This is a genomic window from Arthrobacter sp. E44 (assembly GCF_041877125.1).
Taxonomy (GTDB): Bacteria; Actinomycetota; Actinomycetes; order Actinomycetales; family Micrococcaceae; genus Arthrobacter.
On record NZ_JBHDJA010000003.1, the window covers coordinates 1 to 17,979 of the forward strand.

Here is a 17,979-nt window from a genome sequence, read left to right on the forward strand (position 1 = left end):
GCAACCGCCACGACATCGCGGCGGAACTCTTCGGGAAAGGCTTTGGGCATGAGGAACATCCTTCCACCCGCAAGGATCAAATCCTCACAGGCAAAGTGTCAATCAAACCTTCAGCAGTCCCCTTTGCGCAGAATGCTGCAAGATCGGGTCAATGTCGAATCAAGCGTTGCTAACTTCGATTCAGTGCTGGTGCAGGGCCAGCCAATCCGTCTCGCTCAGGAGTACACAATGCTTTCTCTCTACACCAACTTCATGATCCGCCTTCGCAACAGCGAAAAGGGCGCAACCGCCGTCGAATACGGCATCATGGTCGCCCTCATCGCAGTTGTCATCATCGTCGCCGTCTCGCTGCTCGGTAACAACCTCACCGGACTCTTCAACAACGTGGCAGGAAAAGTTTCCCCCACTGGTGGCGCGACCGCCGTCGCCACCCCGTAGTAACACGCCCCCGCCGTTCCGGACCCCATATCGAAACGGCGACACTCTGCTCGGCAGAAGCAAGCAATTCAAGAGGAGGAGCAGCAGGTGAAACGTGATTCGGAACGCGGCGCGGCCGCCGTCGAATTCGCGATCCTGCTGCCCCTCCTCTTGATGCTTGTGCTGGGGACCATTGAGTTCGGCCGGGCCTACAACGCCCAAATCACCCTGACCAACGCGGCCCGGGAGGGCGTGCGTGTCATGGCCATCAACAACAGCCCCACCGCTGCCGCAACTGCAGTTCAAAACGCTGCAGCATCGGTAAGCTCAACCCTTCCCTCATCAGCCGTCACTGTGAGCCCCATCACGTGCAGCACGGGCACCCAAGTGACGGTCACCGTCAAGTACACACTTTCCACCATCACCGGAATTGCCGGGCCGTTCGCGATGACGGGCAAAGGAGTCATGCTGTGCGGCGGCTGAAATTAGTCCTGCAAGACGGCAAGTCACGCAACCAGCGCGGCGCCATTTCGGTGATCGTTGCCATCGTTATGGTGGTCCTGCTGGGCTCTGCAGCCATTGCTGTTGACGTAGGAGTGCTGTATTCGGAGCACGCCCAACTGCAGAATGGCGCAGACGCTGCCGCCATAGGTGTCGCCCAGAAATGCGCCCGGGACTCCTCAGATACCCTATGCACCACATCGACGTTGGCCGCCACTCTTGCCAACCAGAATGCACTGGACGGCAGCAGCAACGTCCGCTCCATTGCCCTGGAAACGACAAACCGGAAGGTGGTCGTAAATACGACGGCGGCAGAAAAGGGCGCACCTCCCGACTCTGTCTCGCTCTTTTTCGCGGACGTCCTGGGGGTTCCGACGGCGAAGGTGGGGGCCAAGTCGTCCGCCGTTTGGGGCAGCCCGAAGGCCGGAACAACCGCGTTCCCCCTCGCCTTCTCCATCTGCCAAGTCAAAGGTTATGTGGACGGCGCCATTCAACTCCTGCAGGATCACGGTCAAAATGCCAACGCCTCCTGCAACTACGGCCCGTCCGGCGCGGCGGTCGCCGGAGGATACGGATGGTTGAAGCAAGACACGGGTAAGTGCGGTGCCACCATCGACCTCGCGGTCAGCGAAGGCGGCAGCGATCCGGGCAACAATGCTCCAGGTAACTGCGACGCCACGCTGAACAAGTGGGGCGCCGACATTACGGCTGGAAGAAAAGTTATCGTTCTGCTCCCCGTTTACAACCAGATTACCGGCACCGGCAACGGCGCAATCTACAGCCTCATTTCATTTGCTGCATTCGATGTGACGGGCTGGCGGTTCAGCGGTGGTACGGGCCTTCCCTACGAGTTCCAAAGCACTAAGTCAACGGCAACGGGTGTCACCACTGCGACACAGTGCACAGGGAACTGCCGAGGCGTGATCGGCAGGTTCGTGACCTATGTGTCCCTCGCTGACGGCTACACCCTCGGGCCCGTTGACCCCTACGGCGCCACCATCGTCCGCCTCGGCCTCTAGCACTACCCCATCAGGAGAACAACGTGAAATCTCGCATGCTCGCCGGCGCGGCCGCCGTAGCCCTGGCGCTTGTGGGAGCCCTTCTTATCATCGTCTACGCGAACGGCGCCGACGCACGGGCGATGGCCAGTACCAACCCCAAGAAAGTGCTGGTCGTCCAAAAGGCGATCCCCGCCGGAACACTGGTGAATGACATGACAGCCTCACTCGTGATCGAGGACGTCCCCGCCGCTGGTGTTGCCACCACCGCCCTTACTTCACTGGACGGCAAGGGCGGAACCGTCGCCGCTGTCGACCTGGTCCCCGGCGAACAGCTCCTGGCCGAACGCCTCGTCGCCCCCAAGGATGCCAGGGCCAGTGGCTCTGTCAAAGTGCCCGCCGGCCTCCAGGAAGTCACGTTCGAACTCGAAGCCAAACGCGTTGTGGGCGGCAGGATCGAGGCAGGCGACCACGTGGGCGTCGGCTTCAGCTTCGGCGCCGGCGCGGACAAGTCGAAGCCGGGTGAGCCTACCTCCCAGCTAACGCTGCGCAAGGTCCTGGTCACGGCCGTGCAGCGGGCCCCTCAGGCAACAGCAAAGCCAACCGACGGAACGAACCCCCAGGACACCACCCTCCCCCAGGGCTCGTTCATGGTCACCGTGGCCGTAAATGACATCGACGCCACCAAGATCATCTACTCCTCCAACAACGGTGACCTTTGGCTTACCAAGGAACCCCTCGACGCCCAGGACAACGGCGGCTTCATCGCCAGGAAGGACAACGTGTACAAATGAGCCGTTTCGTCCTTCTGTCCCCCAACGCCGAGTTCGACCAGAAGCTGCGGGCCGCCGTCGCCCACGGCCTGCGCGGCACCGTGCAGACCATCGCCAGTGACATCCTCCCCGCAGGCCCGGCGGAACTGTTCGGCCTCCTCAACCAGGAACAGCCCGAAGTCCTGATCATCGGCCCGGATGTCCCTTATGAAGAGGCACTGCGGTTCGCCAAGGTCTTCGACGTCCAGCTCCCCGGCCTCAGCCTGGTCCTGGTCAGCGACGTGGACCCGGATTTCCTGCTGCACGCCATGCGCGCCGGCATCCGGGACATCCTCAGCCCGCAGGCCGACGCCGCCGAAATAAGGGTGCTGCTGGAACGCGCCTGCCAGTCCTTCGCCACCCGCCACCGCGGTCCCGAGCAGCAGCAGGCAGAAAACGGCAGGGGCCTGGTCATCGGCGTCTTCTCCCCCAAGGGCGGCGTGGGCAAAACCACCCTGGCCACCAACATTGCCATCGGCCTGGGCCAGATCGCACCCATGAGCGTGGTCATCGTGGACCTCGACCTGCAGTTCGGCGACGTCGCCTCCGGCCTCTACCTCAACCCGCAGCACACCGTCACGGATGCCGTCACCCCCGCAGCTGCCCAGGATTCCCTGGTCCTCAAGGCCTTCCTGACCGTGCACCCGGCCGGCATCTACGCCCTGTGCGCCCCGCCCAACCCGGTGGACGCGGACCACATCACCCCGGAACAGATCAGCCACCTGCTGGAGCAGTTGGCCCAGGAATTCCAGTACGTGGTGATCGACACTGCCCCCGGAATGCCGGAAATCGGCCTCGCCGCCATGGAACAGTGCACCGACGTAGTGTGGGTCAGCGCCATGGACATCCCCAGCCTGCGCGGCCTGCGCTCCGGCCTGGAGGTCCTCCGCCAGCTGGACATCATGCCCGAGTCCCGCCACGTGGTCCTCAACATGGCCGACGCCAAGGCAGGCCTGAACGTCCAGGACGTCGAATCCACCATCGGTGCGCCCGTGGACGTCAGCGTCCCCCGCTCCCGCGCCGTGGCACTGTCCACCAACCGCGGCATCCCCGTCCTCCAGGAATCCAAGAAAGACCCCGCCGTCAAAAGCCTCCGCCACCTCGTGGAGCGCTTCAACCCGGCTTGGCGCGCCCAGGCACAGCGGAAGCTTCACCGAAGGGTGGTTATCTGATGAAACTCTCCGAACGCATCAACGCGGCCCAGAACCGCAACCAGGCATCCGGCGGCACCGCGCTCCTCGAGCCGCCGCGCCCGGTGCCTGCGCCCCTGCCGTCCCCCGCGGAAGGCACGGAACGGCACGTTCCGGCGCACGCCGCCGTCGTGCATTCAACGCACGACGCCGGCGCGCAGCAGGTGCCCACGGCACCCAAGGTGGACGTCTTCGCAGCCATGAAGGACAGGGCGGCAACCGCGCTTTTCGAACGCATGGGAACGCGCTTCAACGACGCCGCCGTCACCGAGCTGGAGCTACGGAGCACGGCCAAGGAGGAGCTCACCCGCATCATTGACGCCGAGCAGGTGCCGCTGACCCCGGAGGAACGCACCCGCCTGGTCCGTGACGTTGCCGATGACGTGCTGGGCTACGGCCCCCTCCAGCGCCTGCTGGACGATCCGGCCGTCACCGAAATCATGGTCAACCGCATGGACCAGATCTATGTGGAACGCAAGGGCAAGCTGACGCTCACCGAGTCCCGGTTCAGCTCCGAGGAACACCTGCGCAGGGTCATCGAACGCATCGTGTCCAAGGTGGGCCGCCGCATCGACGAGTCCTCGCCGCTGGTGGACGCGCGCCTTGAGGACGGCTCCCGTGTCAACGCGGTCATCCCGCCGCTGGCCGTGGGAGGTTCCTCGCTGACCATCCGAAAGTTCAGCAAGACCCCACTGACGGTCCGCAACCTGATCGATTTCGGCACGCTGACGCCGGAAATGGCCGAACTGTTGAACGCCTGCGTCAAAGCGAAGCTGAACATCATCGTCTCCGGCGGTACCGGCACGGGAAAGACCACGCTGCTCAACGTCCTGTCCTCATTCCTGCCCCACGACGAACGCATCGTCACCATCGAGGACGCCGTGGAGCTGCAGATCCAGCAGGACCATGTGGTCCGGCTGGAGAGCCGCCCGCCCAACACCGAAGGCAAGGGCGCCGTGACAATCCGCGAACTTCTCCGCAACTCCCTCCGTATGCGGCCCGACCGGATCGTGGTGGGTGAGGTCCGTGGCGGCGAGTCCCTGGACATGCTGCAGGCCATGAACACGGGCCACGATGGCTCCCTTTCCACCGTCCACTCCAACTCCCCCCGCGATGCCGTGGCCCGCCTCGAAACCCTGGTGCTGATGGCAGGCATGGACCTTCCGCTACGCGCCATCCGCGAGCAGATCGCCTCCGCCGTGAACCTCATCGTCCAGATCTCCAGGCTCCGCGACGGCTCCCGCCGCATCACACACGTCACCGAGGTGCAGGGTATGGAAGGCGACATCGTCACCCTCCAGGATGCCTTCGTGTTCGACTACTCTGCGGGCGTGGACGCTCAGGGACGGTTCCTTGGCCGTCCGGTTGCCACGGGCATCCGGCCGCGGTTCATCGACAGGTTCGAGGACTTGGGCATCCATGTGTCCCCCGAGGTGTTTGCCACCCCGCTGGGCCCGGGCGCGAAGTAGGGACTGAGCCATGATCATCGCCATCGGAAGCCTCATCCTCCTGGCAGCCATCTGCCTGCTCGGGGTCGCCGTGCTCCTGCCAAGCGCGCCCTCAGTGCCGCTGGACCGCCGTCGTCCGTTTGAACCCGAGCCGCCTTCCTCCCTGTCCCGCCTGGCGCTGTCCGGGGTCAGGTCATTTGAACGGCTGCTCGACGGGCGCAACGTCAAACTGTTCTCCCGCGTCGAACTCGAGAACGCCGGCCTGCGCCTGAGCCAGGCAGAATTCTTCCTGCTGGTCGGCATCGGCGCTTGCGTCGGGATGCTGGTGGGCACTGTCACCGTGGGTCCCCTGGTGGGACTGCTGCTCGCCCTGCTCGCCCCGTTCGTGGGCAAACTGGTCCTCGGTTTCCTGGCCGGCAAGCGCCGCACCGCCTTCGACGGGCAGCTGGGCGACACACTGCAGCTGCTCTCCGGCGGCCTGCGGGCCGGCCACAGCGTCCTGCGCGCCATCGACGCAGCGGCGGCTGAGTCCCAGAAGCCGACGTCCGAGGAGATGCGGCGGGTGATCACCGAAACCAGCCTGGGCCGCGACCTGCTCGCCGCCCTCAATGACACCGCCGATCGGATGAAGAACGAGGACTTCGTCTGGATCTCGCAGGCCATCCAGATCAACCGCGAAGTGGGTGGCAACCTGGCCGAGGTCCTGGACCAGGTCAACGAGACCATCCGCGAACGCGCGGAGATCAAGGGCCACATCAAAGCCCTCGCGGCCGAAGGCAAATTCTCCGCGTACATCCTGATCGCCATGCCGTTCGGCATTGTGGCCATGCTGCTCGCAGTGAGCCCGAGCTACATGAACTCGATGTTCACCCATCCCCTGGGCTGGGTAATGATCGGCGCATCGTTTGTCCTGATGACCATCGGCGCGCTGTGGATGCGCAAGATCATCGACCTGAAGTTCTGAGGACACCATGAACCTGATAGTCCTCCTCTCCGTCCTGCTGGTCTGTGTCCCGGTGGCGGCGCTGGCCTGGTCCGTCCTGACCGTGGACAAGCAGGGGCGCTTAGCGGTCACCGAACTGCTGTCCCGCGGTGCACCGGCGGTCGCGGTTGCTCCTACCGGAGCACCGGCGCGTCTCGAAGCCCTGGGCCGACGCCTCACTCCCCCGGCCTACGTCGCGTTTCTGGACCGGCTCCTGTCCCTCGCCGGCCGGCCCGCCTCTATGCCGCTGGGAAAGGTGCTGGGGTCGAAGATCGGCCTTGGCGTGGCCGGTGCCGCGGCTGGTCTCTATCTGACCTCCATCGGCAGCTCACCGATGATGAAACTCGCCGGGCTCTTCGTCCTGGTCCTTGGCTACTTCATCCCGGACCTGCTGCTCTACAGCAAGGGCCAGGAGCGGCAAAAGGAAATGCAGCTGGAGCTGGCCAACACGCTGGACCAAATGCTCATCTCGGTGGAAGCCGGACTCGGCTTCGAGGGTGCCATGGCCCGAGCCGGCGAGAACGGCAAGGGCCCGCTGGCGGAAGAGCTGGTTCGCACCCTGCAGGACATGCAGGTGGGACGCAGCCGCCGGGAATCCTACATCGCGCTGGCTGAGCGGACCAACATTCCGGAGCTGCGCAGCTTCGTGCAGGCTGTGGTGCAGGCCGACACGTACGGCATCGCCATCAGCCGGGTACTGCGCGTCCAGGCCAAGGTCATGCGGGTCAAGCGGCGCCAGCGGGCCGAGGAAAAGGCCATGAAGCTGCCCGTCATGATCCTTTTCCCGCTGCTGTTCTTTATCTTCCCGGTCCTCTTCATCGCCATTCTGGGGCCGGCCGTGATCAATGCGGTGATGACTTTCAGCGGGCAGTAGCGCCTACGCAGGGCGACGGCAAGTTTGCCTCAAGGTTTACACAGAATGATGACAAATAGGCCAACGACGGATTTCCAGGAAGTAGCCTTGAACAATGCACAGTACCGATCCCGGTTCCAGCGGAAAGAGCCCCGCTGCGGACTCCCCACTGCCCGGGGTCGCTCTGCCAGCTCCTGCCGTTCCTGCTCCCAGCGTGGGACCTTCACTGGAGGAGGCGGGTCTCTTGCCGCTGATTGATGCCGCAGTCCTGGACGAGCTGGAAGACGAACTGGCCGGTACCGGACTGGCCCAGCGATTCGCCCGCGACTACGCCGCCATGTGGGACTTGCGCCTGGCCCGGCTGGAAACAGCTGTGGACAGCCAGGATGAAGACTCCGCCCTGGACGCCGTCATCAGCCTCAAAATCAGCTCCGCCATGGTGGGCGGCCTCAGGCTGGCCAGGCTCGCCGAACTCCTGGAAGGCCTGATCCGACAGGGCGATTTTGCCCAGGGCCAGGCCATGATGGCCGGGGTGGCCCGGGACGGGGCACGCACGGTGTCCGAACTGCAGGCTACCTACATCCTGGAGAAGGGCTAGCCCCCGCTTAGGCGCCTAGGCGTCGTCAGGACGCCGTGGCGCCAGCCGGTACCCCACCCCGCGGACCGTCTGCAGCCAGCGTGGCGACAGTTGGTCCTCCTTGAGCTTGCGCCGCAGGTTTCCCACGTGGACCTCCACGGCGCGTTCGTCCGCTTCGCTGATGTAAGTTTCCCGGTCGTAGAACTCGCCCCGCACGGCCCGCACCAGGTCGGCCCTGGTGCATACGGCCCCGCCGCCTTTCAGCAGCACATGGAGCAGGTCGAACTCACTGCGCGTCAATCCCAGTGGCTGGCCTTTGATTTCCACCGTGCGCGTCCGGTGGTTCAGGAGAAGCCCGTTGTGCTGCAGGACTCCGGGCTCTGCATGAGCGGCAGGAGCCGGGGACTGGCCCAGGGACGTGGACGGGTTCTGCCCGTCCACCTCATGCCGGGGCCTGCGCATCATTGCCGCCACCCGTGCCCGGAGTTCCCTGGGCCTGAAGGGCTTGGCGATGTAGTCATCTGCCCCCGCATTAAGTGCTGACAGCAGGTCCGGTTCCTCCGTACGACCGGTCAGCATCACCACATATGCGTTGCTGAAATTCCGGATCCGGCGCAGAACCTCAAACCCGTCAATATCCGGCAGGCCAATGTCGAGCGTCACGACATTTGCCTGCTTGCTGCGGACTACGTCAACCCCGGTCCGCCCATCCACCGCTGTATGCACTTCGAAGCCCGCCTGGGTCAATACACCTTCCAGGAGGTTACGCACATCGTCGTCGTCCTCGATTACTACAGCTACACCAAGATCGTCCATTGCTATCCCTGCGCCAGGCGAAGATGGCCCCCCATTGGCCCAGCGCCAATGCCAATCCCGCTCCAACCATTTATACGCTACTAGTAAGCCGCACTGATGACATCCGAATCGGCGCCGGAAATTGAAAAGTCAATTATTATGACAAGACGTGTGCAATATCTAGGGAAAGGGTGGTTGCCCAAGGTAACTGGGGGGATTTGATAGACCTTGGCGGCACCTGCTTCCAAATGTGAAGGGGTACGAGTCAGAAACATGGCTGAGCCGTTGTTCCACCGTGGACCCGGCCGCATATTCCGCCGGCTGGGAACCCGCGCCCAAGTGGTGTTGTGCCAGCTGCCACTCACCCTCCTTGTGGCTGCCATTGCCGTGGCAACACCCTTCGCATGGCCCTCACTCACGCACAGCCCCCTGTACCTGGCCGGAATTGTCCTGCACGCCATCCTGTTCCTTGGCTGTTTCCTGGTCCCCTGGGAACGGCTGGCGCACCGCCCCTATCTGCTAATTCCGGTCCTGGATTTCGCGGCCATCGGTCTCCTCCGCAACGGCGCCGCGCCCCTCCTGCCGGGCCTTGCGGTGCTGGTGGTTTTCCCGGTCATCTGGCTCTCCGCCTCTGGCATGCTGGCGCGCAGCAGCCTGGTGCTCAGCTTCCTGGGCCCACTGCTGATCATGCTCCCCACAGCAGCGGCCCACTTTCCTGCGATCACTGCTTCCGACATCACCACCGTCGTTCTCTTCCCGGTGATGATGCTCGCAGTGTCCCTGGCCATCCGCTTCGCCAGCGTGAGCCTCCGGCAGCAGCAGGCCGAACTGGCGGACAAGGACCGCGAACTCCGGGACCTACTGGCCGCGAGCCGGGAGCGGGAGAAGCTGCTCGAAACCGTGCTGGACGCCACCGACGTCGGTATCGCCGCCGTCGACCGCGCCGGCCATTTCCTGGTCTCCAACAGCCGGCAGCGCAACTTCCGCCGGGCCACAGGCGCCGACGAAGCCATCCCGGGCCAGGGGCACCAGCTGATTTTCGGCCAGGACCGCCGCACTCTGCTTCCTCCGGACCGGCGGCCCATCAGCAGGGCCATGGCCGGTGAGTCCTTCGCTGACTACCTGGTGTGGGCGGGCGAGGGGCCGGAGCAGCGCGCCGTGTCCACGGCCGCCCGCCCCCTGGTCAGCGAGGACGGCCGGCTCACCGGCGCCGTGGTGGTCTACAGCGACGTCACCGGCTGGGTGGAATCACTGGCAGCCAACCAGGAACTCATCTCCAATGTCTCGCACGAATTCAAGACCCCGCTCAACTCAATCCTGGGCAACGTGGACCTGGTGCTGGACGACCCCGACGACCTGCCCCCGCACGTGGCCAAGCGCCTGCTCGTGGTGCAGCGCAACGCTGAACGGCTGCTGGACCTCGTGGCCGACCTGACAGCTTCCGCCTCCACCACCTTAAACGTGCATCCCAAGCGGACCGATCTGGCCAGCCTGGTGGAGACCAGCCTGGGTTCGGCCCAGGCTTCGGCCCTGCGGTCCCACGTGGAGATCGCCACCGACGTCCCGTCGCCCCTGTGGGCCTACGCGGATCCGCTGCGGATCGGGCAGGTGCTGGACAACCTGGTGTCCAACGCCATCAAGTACAGTCCCGACGGCGGCAAAGTCAGTATCAGCGCGCAGGCGGACCGGCAATGGGTGCGGTTGAGCGTCACGGACACCGGGATGGGCATGTCCGGCGAGGACGCGGCCAAGGCCTTCAACCGTTTCTTCCGCGCCGAATCCGCCCAGAAAGCAGCTATCCCGGGAGCGGGGTTGGGTCTTTCCATTACCAGGATGATCGTGGAGCGGCACGGCGGCAGCATCACATGCCAGAGCGGCGAGGGCCAGGGTAGCACCTTCACGGTCACCCTTCCGGCGGAGGGTCCCCCGCCCGCTTTCTAGCACCATCCACTGCTCCGTACTTGTCGTTATCGGGCTCGAAAACGACAAGTACGGAGCACTCGATGGGAATCAGTACTCGCGGACGGCCCTGGTCTGTTCGGCGCGGGTAAGGAGCTCGCTGTCCGACGGGTAGGCCACTTCCTCCAGCACCAGGGGGTGCGGCGCGGCAAGAACCGACTTCGCATCCCGCTTCTGCAGCAGCAGCCGCTCGTACAACCAGCCCGGCTCCGCAGTGCCCTCCCCCACGTACAGCGCGGAACCGATCAGGGCGCGGACCATGTTATGGCAGAACGCGTCAGCCTGGACTGTGGCTACGATGACGCCGTCCTCGCCGCGCCGGAACTCGAACCGCTGGAGTTCACGGACGGTGGTGGCGCCCTCGCGCGGCTTGCAGAAGGACAGGAAGTTCTGCAGACCCAAGAGCTGCGAAGCACCCTCGTTCAAGAGCGAGACGTCCAGCGGGTTCTTGTGCCACAGCGTGAAGTACCGCTCCAACGGGTCCCACAGCGCCGGGCCGTCCGCGATCCGGTAGCTGTACCGGCGCCAGAGGGCGGAGAAGCGGGCGTCGAAACCCTCCGGTGCCAACGAAACGGCATGCACCTCCACCGCCCCGTGGAGGTCGCCGAGGGCCCGGTTGAGTGCCCCGCGGAGCCTGCGCATCATGGCGACGGCGGGATCGAGTTCGTGCCCGCGCGGCAGTCCCAGCCACTCGGCTTCGGTGAGGTCCAGGTGCACCACCTGCCCGCGGGCGTGGACCCCGGCGTCAGTGCGCCCTGCAACGGTGACCCGGACCTGGCGGCGGACCAAAAGCTCGATTGCTTCCTCCAACACGCCCTGGACGGTCCGCCGTCCCGGCTGCACGGCCCACCCGCTGAACGGACCGCCGTCGTACGAAAGATCAAGCCGCATACGCAAAAACCCGCCGCCCCCTGAAACGGGGGCCGCGGGTTTTTGGTGGTTCACAGACCTAAGTCTATGCGAAGCGAATCAGCGAATTACTTCGCGTCCTTCTCCTCAGCTGCGGGAGCTTCGGCAGCTTCCTCAGAGGCCGGAGCCTCTTCGGTTGCAGCTTCTTCAGCAGCAGGTGCCTCGGCAGCTTCCTCAGCGGCCGGAGCCTCTTCGGTTGCAGCTTCTTCAACCGGAGCTTCCTCGGCGGCCGGAGCAGCCTTGGCAGCAGCCTGGGTAGCCTCGGCTACGACGGCCTGCTTGGCGGAAACCGGCTCGAGGACCAGTTCGATGACAGCCATGGGAGCGTTGTCGCCCTTGCGGTTGCCGATCTTGGTGATGCGGGTGTAGCCGCCGTCGCGGTTCTCCACAGCCTGGGCGATGTCGGTGAACAGCTCGTGGACGATGCCCTTGTTGCTGATCAGGCCGAGCACGCGGCGGCGGGAAGCCAGGTCGCCACGCTTGGCGAAGGTGACCAGGCGCTCTGCGTACGGCTTCAGGCGCTTGGCCTTGGTCACCGTGGTGGTGATCCGCTTGTGCTCGAACAGGGATGCTGCCAGGTTCGCGAGCATGAGGCGCTCGTGAGCCGGGCCGCCTCCGAGGCGCGGACCCTTAGTGGGGGTAGGCATAATTGTTTCTCCTCATGTGGAAGCCGTGGGCGGCACACCATGGTGCTGCCCACCGGCCAAGGTCTGGTTTAGAGTTCGTCGTCGCCGAAAGCGGCGTCGTCCTCTTCGATTGCTGCGGCGCGTGCTGCGAGGTCAAAACCGGGAGGCGAGTCCTTGAGGGACAGGCCCAGTTCAACCAGCTTTGCCTTGACCTCGTCAATGGACTTGGCACCGAAGTTGCGGATGTCCATCAGGTCAGCCTCGGAGCGGGCAACGAGTTCACCCACGGTGTGGATGCCCTCACGCTTGAGGCAGTTGTAGGAACGGACGGTGAGGTCCAGATCCTCGATCGGCAGTGCCATGTCTGCTGCCAGGGCAGCATCCGTCGGCGACGGGCCGATCTCGATACCTTCAGCTGCGGTGTTCAGCTCACGGGCCAGACCGAACAGTTCCACCAGGGTGGTGCCTGCGGAAGCAACGGCATCGCGCGGGGCGATGGCCTGCTTGGTCTCGACGTCGACAATCAGCTTGTCGAAGTCGGTGCGCTGCTCAACACGGGTTGCTTCCACGCGGAAAGTAACCTTCAGCACCGGCGAGTAGATGGAGTCGACCGGGATGCGGCCGATCTCTGCATCGCCGGACTTGTTCTGAGCTGCCGAAACGTAGCCGCGGCCGCGCTCGATGGTCAGTTCGAGTTCGAACTTGCCCTTCGAGTTCAGCGTGGCGATGTGCAGATCCGGATTGTGGAATTCGACGCCGGCCGGCGGAGCGATGTCCGCGGCGGTGACGACTCCGGGGCCCTGCTTGCGCAGGTAAGCCACGACAGGCTCGTCGTGCTCGGAGGAAACCGACAGGCTCTTGATGTTAAGGATGATCTCGGTGACATCTTCCTTGACACCCGGAACCGTGGTGAACTCGTGCAGCACACCATCGATCCGGATGCTGGTTACGGCAGCACCGGGGATGGAGGAGAGCAGGGTACGGCGGAGGGAGTTTCCGAGGGTGTAGCCGAAGCCCGGTTCCAGCGGTTCAATGATGAAACGCGAACGGTTTTCGGAGACGACCTCTTCGGAGAGGGTGGGGCGCTGTGCAATGAGCACTTAGGTTTCCTTTCGGCGAGCATCCGCTATATGACGCAACACAGGTGGTGGAAATTCGGTCTGAAGACTTAACGCGCTGGGCTTGCCCGGACCATCGCTGGTCCGGGCAAGCTCCTGCTGCGGAAAAGAATTAGACGCGGCGGCGCTTCGGCGGGCGGCAGCCGTTGTGGGCTGCGGGGGTGACGTCCTGGATGGAGCCAACCTCGAGGCCTGCGGCCTGCAGCGAACGGATTGCGGTCTCGCGTCCGGAACCCGGTCCCTTGACGAAAACGTCTACCTTGCGCATGCCGTGCTCCTGCGCACGCTTGGCAGCGGCTTCAGCAGCCATCTGGGCAGCGAACGGGGTGGACTTACGCGAGCCCTTGAAGCCAACCTCACCGGAGGAAGCCCAGGAAATAACAGCACCGGAAGGATCCGTGATGGAAACGATGGTGTTGTTAAAGGTGCTCTTGATGTGCGCCTGGCCAAGCGCGATATTCTTCTTGTCCTTCTTACGCGGCTTGCGAACCGCGCCACGAGTCTTCGGGGGCATTTTTTCTCCTACAGAAAGTTATTGGGGAAAGTCCGTAAATCCCGGGCGGGGATTTTAACGGGCCTTCTTCTTGCCGGCGACGGTACGCTTCGGGCCCTTGCGGGTACGTGCGTTGGTCTTCGTACGCTGACCGCGTACGGGCAGGCCCTTGCGGTGGCGCAGGCCTTCGTAGCTGCCGATTTCAACCTTGCGGCGGATATCTGCTGCTACTTCGCGGCGAAGGTCACCCTCAACCTTGTAGTTGCCTTCAATGTAGTCACGCAGCTCAACCAGCTGGGCGTCAGTCAGGTCCTTGACGCGAACGTCAGCGCTGATGCCCGTGGCAGCCAGGGTTTCGTGTGCACGGGTCTTGCCCACGCCGTAGATGTAAGTAAGCGCAATTTCCAGCCGCTTTTCGCGGGGAATGTCTACGCCAGCGAGACGAGCCATAGTGGCAGTACTCCTTGATAAACCGGAGGTCGTAGGCAGTACACCCGCACAGTCCGTGCGGCCCCAGCCTCCGACCGGGGGTTAGCTGTCCGGACTCTTTCGAGCTCAATGTTCCAGATCAGCTTGTGCTGCCTTTATTTACTTGCGTGGGTTAGCAACCCAGGATTTCCTTCAGGGAAGGAAATTAGCCCTGGCGCTGCTTGTGGCGCGGGTTCTCGCAGATCACCATGACCCGGCCATTACGGCGGATCACTTTGCACTTTTCGCAGATCTGCTTGACGCTCGGCTTGACCTTCATGGCGTTCCTTTGCGTGTAGCAGTTTGGTCAACTGGAGCGGCGGCCAGTGTGTACTGATGCCGCCCAGCAATTTACTTGTAGCGGTAGACGATACGACCACGGGTGAGGTCGTACGGGCTCAGCTCCACCACTACGCGGTCCTCGGGGAGGATTCGGATGTAGTGCTGACGCATCTTTCCAGAGATGTGTGCCAGAACGATGTGCTTGTTGGTGAGCTCAACGCGAAACATCGCGTTAGGCAGCGCCTCGGTCACAACGCCTTCGATCTCAATGACCCCGTCCTTCTTGGCCATACCCTCCGCTAACTGTTGTTGCCGCAGCCCCGCCGGATTGCACCGGGCATGACTACGAACGTTTTTGTTGGATCGATTGCCGCCTCCAGGCCCAAAAGGGCGTGGCAGTCCAGACAACCAACAAACAACACTACCCCGTCAGCGGGTAAAAGTTAAATCGGCCATAGTAGCCTACGCGGACCGGAACGCACCATATTCACCTGCGGGGGTAGTGATCGTTTCAGCGCTGGCCACGCCGTCAAGGATGGCCAACCGTACGACGTCGGCTGCCGCACTTTGCAGCGTGATAAGGCTCAGCTGCCGGGCAGCTTCGTCCGACCGGTCCAGTGCCACGGCACCGGTCGCCAGGCAGAAAACAGTGTCGCCGTCGGCCAGGGTGTGTGAGGGGTTGAGAGCTCTCGCGATCCCCGCGTGAGCCGCCGAGGCAGTCCGTTTACATTCGGCCACATCAAGAACGGCGTTGGTAGCCACAACGACCAGAGTGGTGTTGGGACCCGGTTCCACCACGGCCTCCTCGAGAACCGACTGTTCGACTGTCGGCAATCCCAACGCATTCACCACTGCGATTGCCCCCACAACTACACCGTTATTGAGCGTGGCCGACGCCGTGCCCACCCCGCCTTTGTAGGTCCTGCCGAGGAGCGCCCCGGTTCCGGCGCCCACGTTGCCGCGTTCGACGTCGTGCCCTTCCTTTTGTGCCGCTGCGGCGGCCGTTGCCGCGTAGCCCATGTCCGGCGTCGGGCGTGCGGAAAAGTCGCCGCCCCTGCCCAGGTCGAAGATGGCGGCGGCCGGGACGATCGGAACCACTCCCCCCGGGACGGCGAAGCCGCGGCCATTCTCCTCGCACCAGCGCTGGGCACCGGCCGCGGAGGCAAGCCCGTAGGCGCTGCCGCCGGTGAGGACCACCGCGTCGACGTGGCTGACCAGCGTCGTGGGGTCAAGGGCGTCCGTTTCGTGGGTGGCAGGCCCCCCGCCCTGGACATCCACCGATCCCACAGTGCCCGGTGGGGGCAGGACCACACTGACGCCCGTCAGCCAGCCGTCGCGTTCCTTTTGTACGTGGCCCACGCGCAGGCCCGGGACATCGGTAATGGTTCCCATGGCCCTATTCTCCCCTCTGCTGGCGCGCCCCTGCCGCATTGGCGAACTTTATGCAAGACTGCATTCAACACAGCGTTAACGGGCGACGAAGCCTTGGATAACAGTCCCTTGACAAGGGCATATGCGGGTTTCAGCCCCCTGACGGTCTGGTGTAGTAGTCCCTAGATCAAGCCAGGGCCCGCCACGAGCAGGCTCCCAACCCGGGAGAGGCAACGCATGACCCGTCAACTCGCCCCGCACCCCTCGGCCAAACCCAACAGGCCTCCGGGAAGTTCCGCGAAAGTACCAAAGCGGCGGTGGACAGCAAGGACCCGCCGCGACTTCTTTGTTTTCCTTGCCATGGCGTTGCCCAACCTGGTGCTGATCGCCGTCTTCACCTACCGTCCGCTGATCAGCAACATGTACTACTCAACGCTGGACTGGACCCTGGGCTCCCCCACCGCCACGGTGGTGGGCCTTGCCAACTACGTCACCTTCTTCGGCAGCAATGACGCCCCGAAGGTCCTGGGCACCACGGCAGTGTTCACCCTTACGACGGTGGGCGGATCCATGCTGCTGGGCCTGCTGGTGGCGCTGGCCTTGAACGCGAAGATCCGGGGCACCACGTTTGCCCGTTCCGCCGTCTTTGCGCCCTATGTGCTCTCCGGTGTCGGCGTGGGCCTGGTATGGCTGTTCATCTTCGACCCTGGCTACGGGGTCCTGGCCTGGCTGCTGCGGGGCATCGGGCAGCAGAGCCCGCAGTGGATTAACGATCCCCAGCTTTCGCTGGTCATGGTAATCCTGGTCTACGTCTGGAAGAACCTGGGCTATTGCGCCGTGGTCTACCTGGCCGGGCTGCAGTCCCTTCCCTCGGAAGTCATGGAAGCGGCCTCCCTTGACGGAGCCAACGGGTTCCGGCGCTTCGTCAGCATCTCGCTGCCGCTGCTGTCCCCCACCACGTTCTTCCTCCTGATCACCACCATGCTCAGCTCACTGCAGGCCTTCGACCTGATCCGGATCATGACCCCGCTGGGCACCGGCACCAGCACCCTGATTTACGAGGCCTACCTGCAGGCCTTCGGCGCCTACAACAGGGCCGGTTACTCGGCAGCCATCTCGGTAGTGCTGTTCGCTATCCTCCTGGTCATCACCGTGCTGCAGCTGCGGTTCGTGGAACGAAAGGTGCACTACTCGTGACCTCCCTGTCACCGGTCAACCCGGACCCCGCTGCGCCGGCCGTCGCTGCCCCCGAGCCAGGCCTCGACCGCGACCGCCCGCTGTCGCGCCGCAACCTCGTCCAGACGGTGGTGGGCGGCTACCTGCCCCTGCTCATCGCAACACTGGTGGTCTTCCTGCCCCTGCTGTGGATGGTGCTGAGCTCCTTCAAGCAGTCCGGCGAAATCGTCACCACAGACCTGAAGATCCTGCCGGAGAGCCTGAACCTGGAGAACTACCGGACCGCCATGACCACGGTGCCGTTTGGGCAGTTCTTCCTGAACAGCACCATCGTCACCGTGGTGGGGGCCACCATCAAGGTGATCCTGGCGATCCTGACGGCGTACGCGCTGGTCTTCGTCCGCTTCCCGTTCCGGGATTTCATCTTTTTGCTGATCCTGGTGGCGCTCATGGTGCCCCCTCAGGTGGCTATCCTGCCCAACTTCATTTTGATCGCGGGAATGGGAGGCAAGAACACGCTGTGGGGCATCATCCTTCCCGGCCTGGGTACCGCGTTCGGTACGTTCCTGTTGCGCCAGCACTTCCGGACCCTGCCGAATTCGATCCTGGAGTCTGCCGAGATGGACGGTGCCGGCCACTGGCGGCGGCTGTGGCAGATCGTGGTTCCGGTCTCGGTCCCGTCCATCGCCACCGTGGCTTTGGTGACGGTGGTGACCGAATGGAACGAGTACATCTGGCCGCTCATCATCACGGACCGCCCGGAGACGATGACGCTTCCGGTGGGGCTGACGCTGCTGCAGAACAGCGAGAGCAACGCCGCCGGCTGGGGGGTCCTCATGGCCGGCGCGGTCCTGGTCATCGTCCCCATCCTGATCATCTTCGCCGCCCTGCAGCGCTACATCGTGGCGGGCCTCACCCAAGGGAGCGTGACCGGCTGACCTGCCTCCCGCCGTCGTACTTTCCAACCTTCGACTCTCACATTCTCCAAGGCAACAACCGAAAGG

21 protein-coding genes are annotated in these 17,979 nt (G+C 64.0%); 12 read left to right on the top strand and 9 right to left on the bottom strand.

Annotated features, from left to right (window positions below):
* Positions 1-228 precede the first annotated feature (228 nt).
* From ACETK3_RS03715 to ACETK3_RS03755, 9 genes are all read left to right on the top strand, one after another.
* Positions 229-438, top strand: coding sequence for a Flp family type IVb pilin (locus tag ACETK3_RS03715; protein ID WP_142133109.1), 210 nt, complete (start codon positions 229-231; stop codon positions 436-438).
* Positions 439-525: 87 nt separating this feature from the next.
* Positions 526-900 (top strand): TadE/TadG family type IV pilus assembly protein, encoded by a 375-nt coding sequence (locus ACETK3_RS03720; RefSeq protein ID WP_237428632.1) that lies wholly within the window; start codon positions 526-528, stop codon positions 898-900.
* The gene (locus ACETK3_RS03725) at positions 888-1,937 is read left to right on the top strand and encodes a pilus assembly protein TadG-related protein (protein ID WP_237428633.1); all 1,050 of its coding nucleotides are present in this window, start codon (positions 888-890) and stop codon (positions 1,935-1,937) included. The genes ACETK3_RS03720 and ACETK3_RS03725 overlap by 13 nt, the downstream gene beginning before the upstream one ends.
* Before the next feature lie 23 nt (positions 1,938-1,960).
* Positions 1,961-2,710 carry a Flp pilus assembly protein CpaB gene (locus tag ACETK3_RS03730; protein ID WP_373992549.1) on the top strand — a complete coding sequence of 250 codons (750 nt, stop codon included), beginning with the start codon at positions 1,961-1,963 and terminating at the stop codon, positions 2,708-2,710.
* The gene (locus ACETK3_RS03735; protein WP_373992550.1) at positions 2,707-3,900 is read left to right on the top strand and encodes an AAA family ATPase; all 1,194 of its coding nucleotides are present in this window, start codon (positions 2,707-2,709) and stop codon (positions 3,898-3,900) included. Before ACETK3_RS03730 ends, ACETK3_RS03735 begins: the two co-directional genes overlap by 4 nt.
* The gene (locus ACETK3_RS03740) at positions 3,900-5,387 is read left to right on the top strand and encodes a CpaF family protein (RefSeq protein ID WP_373992551.1); all 1,488 of its coding nucleotides are present in this window, start codon (positions 3,900-3,902) and stop codon (positions 5,385-5,387) included. The genes ACETK3_RS03735 and ACETK3_RS03740 overlap by 1 nt, the downstream gene beginning before the upstream one ends.
* Positions 5,388-5,397: 10 nt before the next feature.
* The gene (locus ACETK3_RS03745; RefSeq protein WP_373992552.1) at positions 5,398-6,330 is read left to right on the top strand and encodes a type II secretion system F family protein; all 933 of its coding nucleotides are present in this window, start codon (positions 5,398-5,400) and stop codon (positions 6,328-6,330) included.
* 7 nt (positions 6,331-6,337) lie between these two features.
* Positions 6,338-7,222, top strand: coding sequence for a type II secretion system F family protein (locus ACETK3_RS03750; protein WP_306968822.1), 885 nt, complete (start codon positions 6,338-6,340; stop codon positions 7,220-7,222).
* A gap of 94 nt (positions 7,223-7,316) precedes the next feature.
* The gene (locus ACETK3_RS03755; protein WP_373992553.1) at positions 7,317-7,799 is read left to right on the top strand and encodes an Hpt domain-containing protein; all 483 of its coding nucleotides are present in this window, start codon (positions 7,317-7,319) and stop codon (positions 7,797-7,799) included.
* A 15-nt stretch (positions 7,800-7,814) separates the two neighbouring features.
* Here the strand turns inward: ACETK3_RS03755 and ACETK3_RS03760 are convergent, their stop codons facing one another.
* Positions 7,815-8,594, bottom strand: coding sequence for a response regulator transcription factor (locus ACETK3_RS03760; protein ID WP_236799095.1), 780 nt, complete (start codon positions 8,592-8,594; stop codon positions 7,815-7,817).
* Between the two features lie 252 nt (positions 8,595-8,846).
* Between ACETK3_RS03760 and ACETK3_RS03765 the strand changes: the two genes are divergently transcribed.
* Positions 8,847-10,514: an ATP-binding protein gene (locus ACETK3_RS03765; protein ID WP_373992554.1), complete on the top strand. Its 1,668-nt coding sequence runs from the start codon at positions 8,847-8,849 to the stop codon at positions 10,512-10,514.
* 69 nt (positions 10,515-10,583) lie between these two features.
* Here ACETK3_RS03765 and ACETK3_RS03770 read toward each other — a convergent pair whose 3' ends face one another.
* From ACETK3_RS03770 to ACETK3_RS03805, 8 genes are all read right to left on the bottom strand, one after another.
* Entirely contained in the window at positions 10,584-11,423 is an 840-nt protein-coding gene (locus ACETK3_RS03770; RefSeq protein WP_373992555.1) for a tRNA pseudouridine(38-40) synthase TruA, read from the bottom strand.
* Between the two features lie 86 nt (positions 11,424-11,509).
* Positions 11,510-12,088: a 50S ribosomal protein L17 gene (rplQ, locus tag ACETK3_RS03775; protein ID WP_373992556.1), complete on the bottom strand. Its 579-nt coding sequence runs from the start codon at positions 12,086-12,088 to the stop codon at positions 11,510-11,512.
* 68 nt (positions 12,089-12,156) lie between these two features.
* Positions 12,157-13,167 (bottom strand): DNA-directed RNA polymerase subunit alpha, encoded by a 1,011-nt coding sequence (locus tag ACETK3_RS03780; protein ID WP_013601812.1) that lies wholly within the window; start codon positions 13,165-13,167, stop codon positions 12,157-12,159.
* A 130-nt stretch (positions 13,168-13,297) separates the two neighbouring features.
* Positions 13,298-13,699, bottom strand: coding sequence for a 30S ribosomal protein S11 (gene rpsK / locus ACETK3_RS03785; protein ID WP_018760435.1), 402 nt, complete (start codon positions 13,697-13,699; stop codon positions 13,298-13,300).
* A gap of 54 nt (positions 13,700-13,753) precedes the next feature.
* A complete protein-coding gene (gene rpsM, locus ACETK3_RS03790; protein ID WP_003803743.1) occupies positions 13,754-14,128 on the bottom strand; it encodes a 30S ribosomal protein S13 in 375 nt (124 codons plus the stop codon).
* Positions 14,129-14,312: 184 nt separating this feature from the next.
* Entirely contained in the window at positions 14,313-14,426 is a 114-nt protein-coding gene (gene rpmJ / locus ACETK3_RS03795) for a 50S ribosomal protein L36 (RefSeq protein ID WP_009358722.1), read from the bottom strand.
* 71 nt (positions 14,427-14,497) lie between these two features.
* Positions 14,498-14,719 carry a translation initiation factor IF-1 gene (gene infA / locus ACETK3_RS03800; RefSeq protein WP_009358723.1) on the bottom strand — a complete coding sequence of 74 codons (222 nt, stop codon included), beginning with the start codon at positions 14,717-14,719 and terminating at the stop codon, positions 14,498-14,500.
* A gap of 171 nt (positions 14,720-14,890) precedes the next feature.
* Positions 14,891-15,820, bottom strand: coding sequence for a P1 family peptidase (locus tag ACETK3_RS03805; protein WP_373992557.1), 930 nt, complete (start codon positions 15,818-15,820; stop codon positions 14,891-14,893).
* 216 nt (positions 15,821-16,036) lie between these two features.
* Here ACETK3_RS03805 and ACETK3_RS03810 point away from each other — a divergent pair, with 216 nt between their 5' ends.
* Together ACETK3_RS03810 and ACETK3_RS03815 are read left to right on the top strand one after the other, a co-directional pair.
* Entirely contained in the window at positions 16,037-16,996 is a 960-nt protein-coding gene (locus ACETK3_RS03810; protein WP_236799100.1) for a carbohydrate ABC transporter permease, read from the top strand.
* Complete coding sequence (locus ACETK3_RS03815) at positions 16,993-17,913, top strand: carbohydrate ABC transporter permease (RefSeq protein WP_236799101.1); 921 nt, start codon at positions 16,993-16,995, stop codon at positions 17,911-17,913. The genes ACETK3_RS03810 and ACETK3_RS03815 overlap by 4 nt, the downstream gene beginning before the upstream one ends.
* The last annotated feature ends 66 nt before the right edge of the window (positions 17,914-17,979 follow it).

Excerpts from the sequence above, each read along its gene's own strand:
- rpmJ (WP_009358722.1), bottom strand. The coding sequence starts at position 14,426 with ATGAAGGTCAAGCCGAGCGTCAAGCAGATCTGCGAAAAGTGCAAAGTG.
- ACETK3_RS03745 (WP_373992552.1), top strand. The coding sequence starts at position 5,398 with ATGATCATCGCCATCGGAAGCCTCATCCTCCTGGCAGCCATCTGCCTG.
- ACETK3_RS03735 (WP_373992550.1), top strand. The coding sequence starts at position 2,707 with ATGAGCCGTTTCGTCCTTCTGTCCCCCAACGCCGAGTTCGACCAGAAG.
- ACETK3_RS03715 (WP_142133109.1), top strand. The coding sequence starts at position 229 with ATGCTTTCTCTCTACACCAACTTCATGATCCGCCTTCGCAACAGCGAA.
- ACETK3_RS03810 (WP_236799100.1), top strand. The coding sequence starts at position 16,037 with ATGACCCGTCAACTCGCCCCGCACCCCTCGGCCAAACCCAACAGGCCT.
- ACETK3_RS03805 (WP_373992557.1), bottom strand. The coding sequence starts at position 15,820 with ATGGGAACCATTACCGATGTCCCGGGCCTGCGCGTGGGCCACGTACAA.
- ACETK3_RS03765 (WP_373992554.1), top strand. The coding sequence starts at position 8,847 with ATGGCTGAGCCGTTGTTCCACCGTGGACCCGGCCGCATATTCCGCCGG.
- rpsM (WP_003803743.1), bottom strand. The coding sequence starts at position 14,128 with ATGGCTCGTCTCGCTGGCGTAGACATTCCCCGCGAAAAGCGGCTGGAA.
- rplQ (WP_373992556.1), bottom strand. The coding sequence starts at position 12,088 with ATGCCTACCCCCACTAAGGGTCCGCGCCTCGGAGGCGGCCCGGCTCAC.
- ACETK3_RS03760 (WP_236799095.1), bottom strand. The coding sequence starts at position 8,594 with ATGGACGATCTTGGTGTAGCTGTAGTAATCGAGGACGACGACGATGTG.
- rpsK (WP_018760435.1), bottom strand. The coding sequence starts at position 13,699 with ATGCCCCCGAAGACTCGTGGCGCGGTTCGCAAGCCGCGTAAGAAGGAC.
- infA (WP_009358723.1), bottom strand. The coding sequence starts at position 14,719 with ATGGCCAAGAAGGACGGGGTCATTGAGATCGAAGGCGTTGTGACCGAG.
- ACETK3_RS03740 (WP_373992551.1), top strand. The coding sequence starts at position 3,900 with ATGAAACTCTCCGAACGCATCAACGCGGCCCAGAACCGCAACCAGGCA.
- ACETK3_RS03755 (WP_373992553.1), top strand. The coding sequence starts at position 7,317 with ATGCACAGTACCGATCCCGGTTCCAGCGGAAAGAGCCCCGCTGCGGAC.
- ACETK3_RS03770 (WP_373992555.1), bottom strand. The coding sequence starts at position 11,423 with ATGCGGCTTGATCTTTCGTACGACGGCGGTCCGTTCAGCGGGTGGGCC.
- ACETK3_RS03750 (WP_306968822.1), top strand. The coding sequence starts at position 6,338 with ATGAACCTGATAGTCCTCCTCTCCGTCCTGCTGGTCTGTGTCCCGGTG.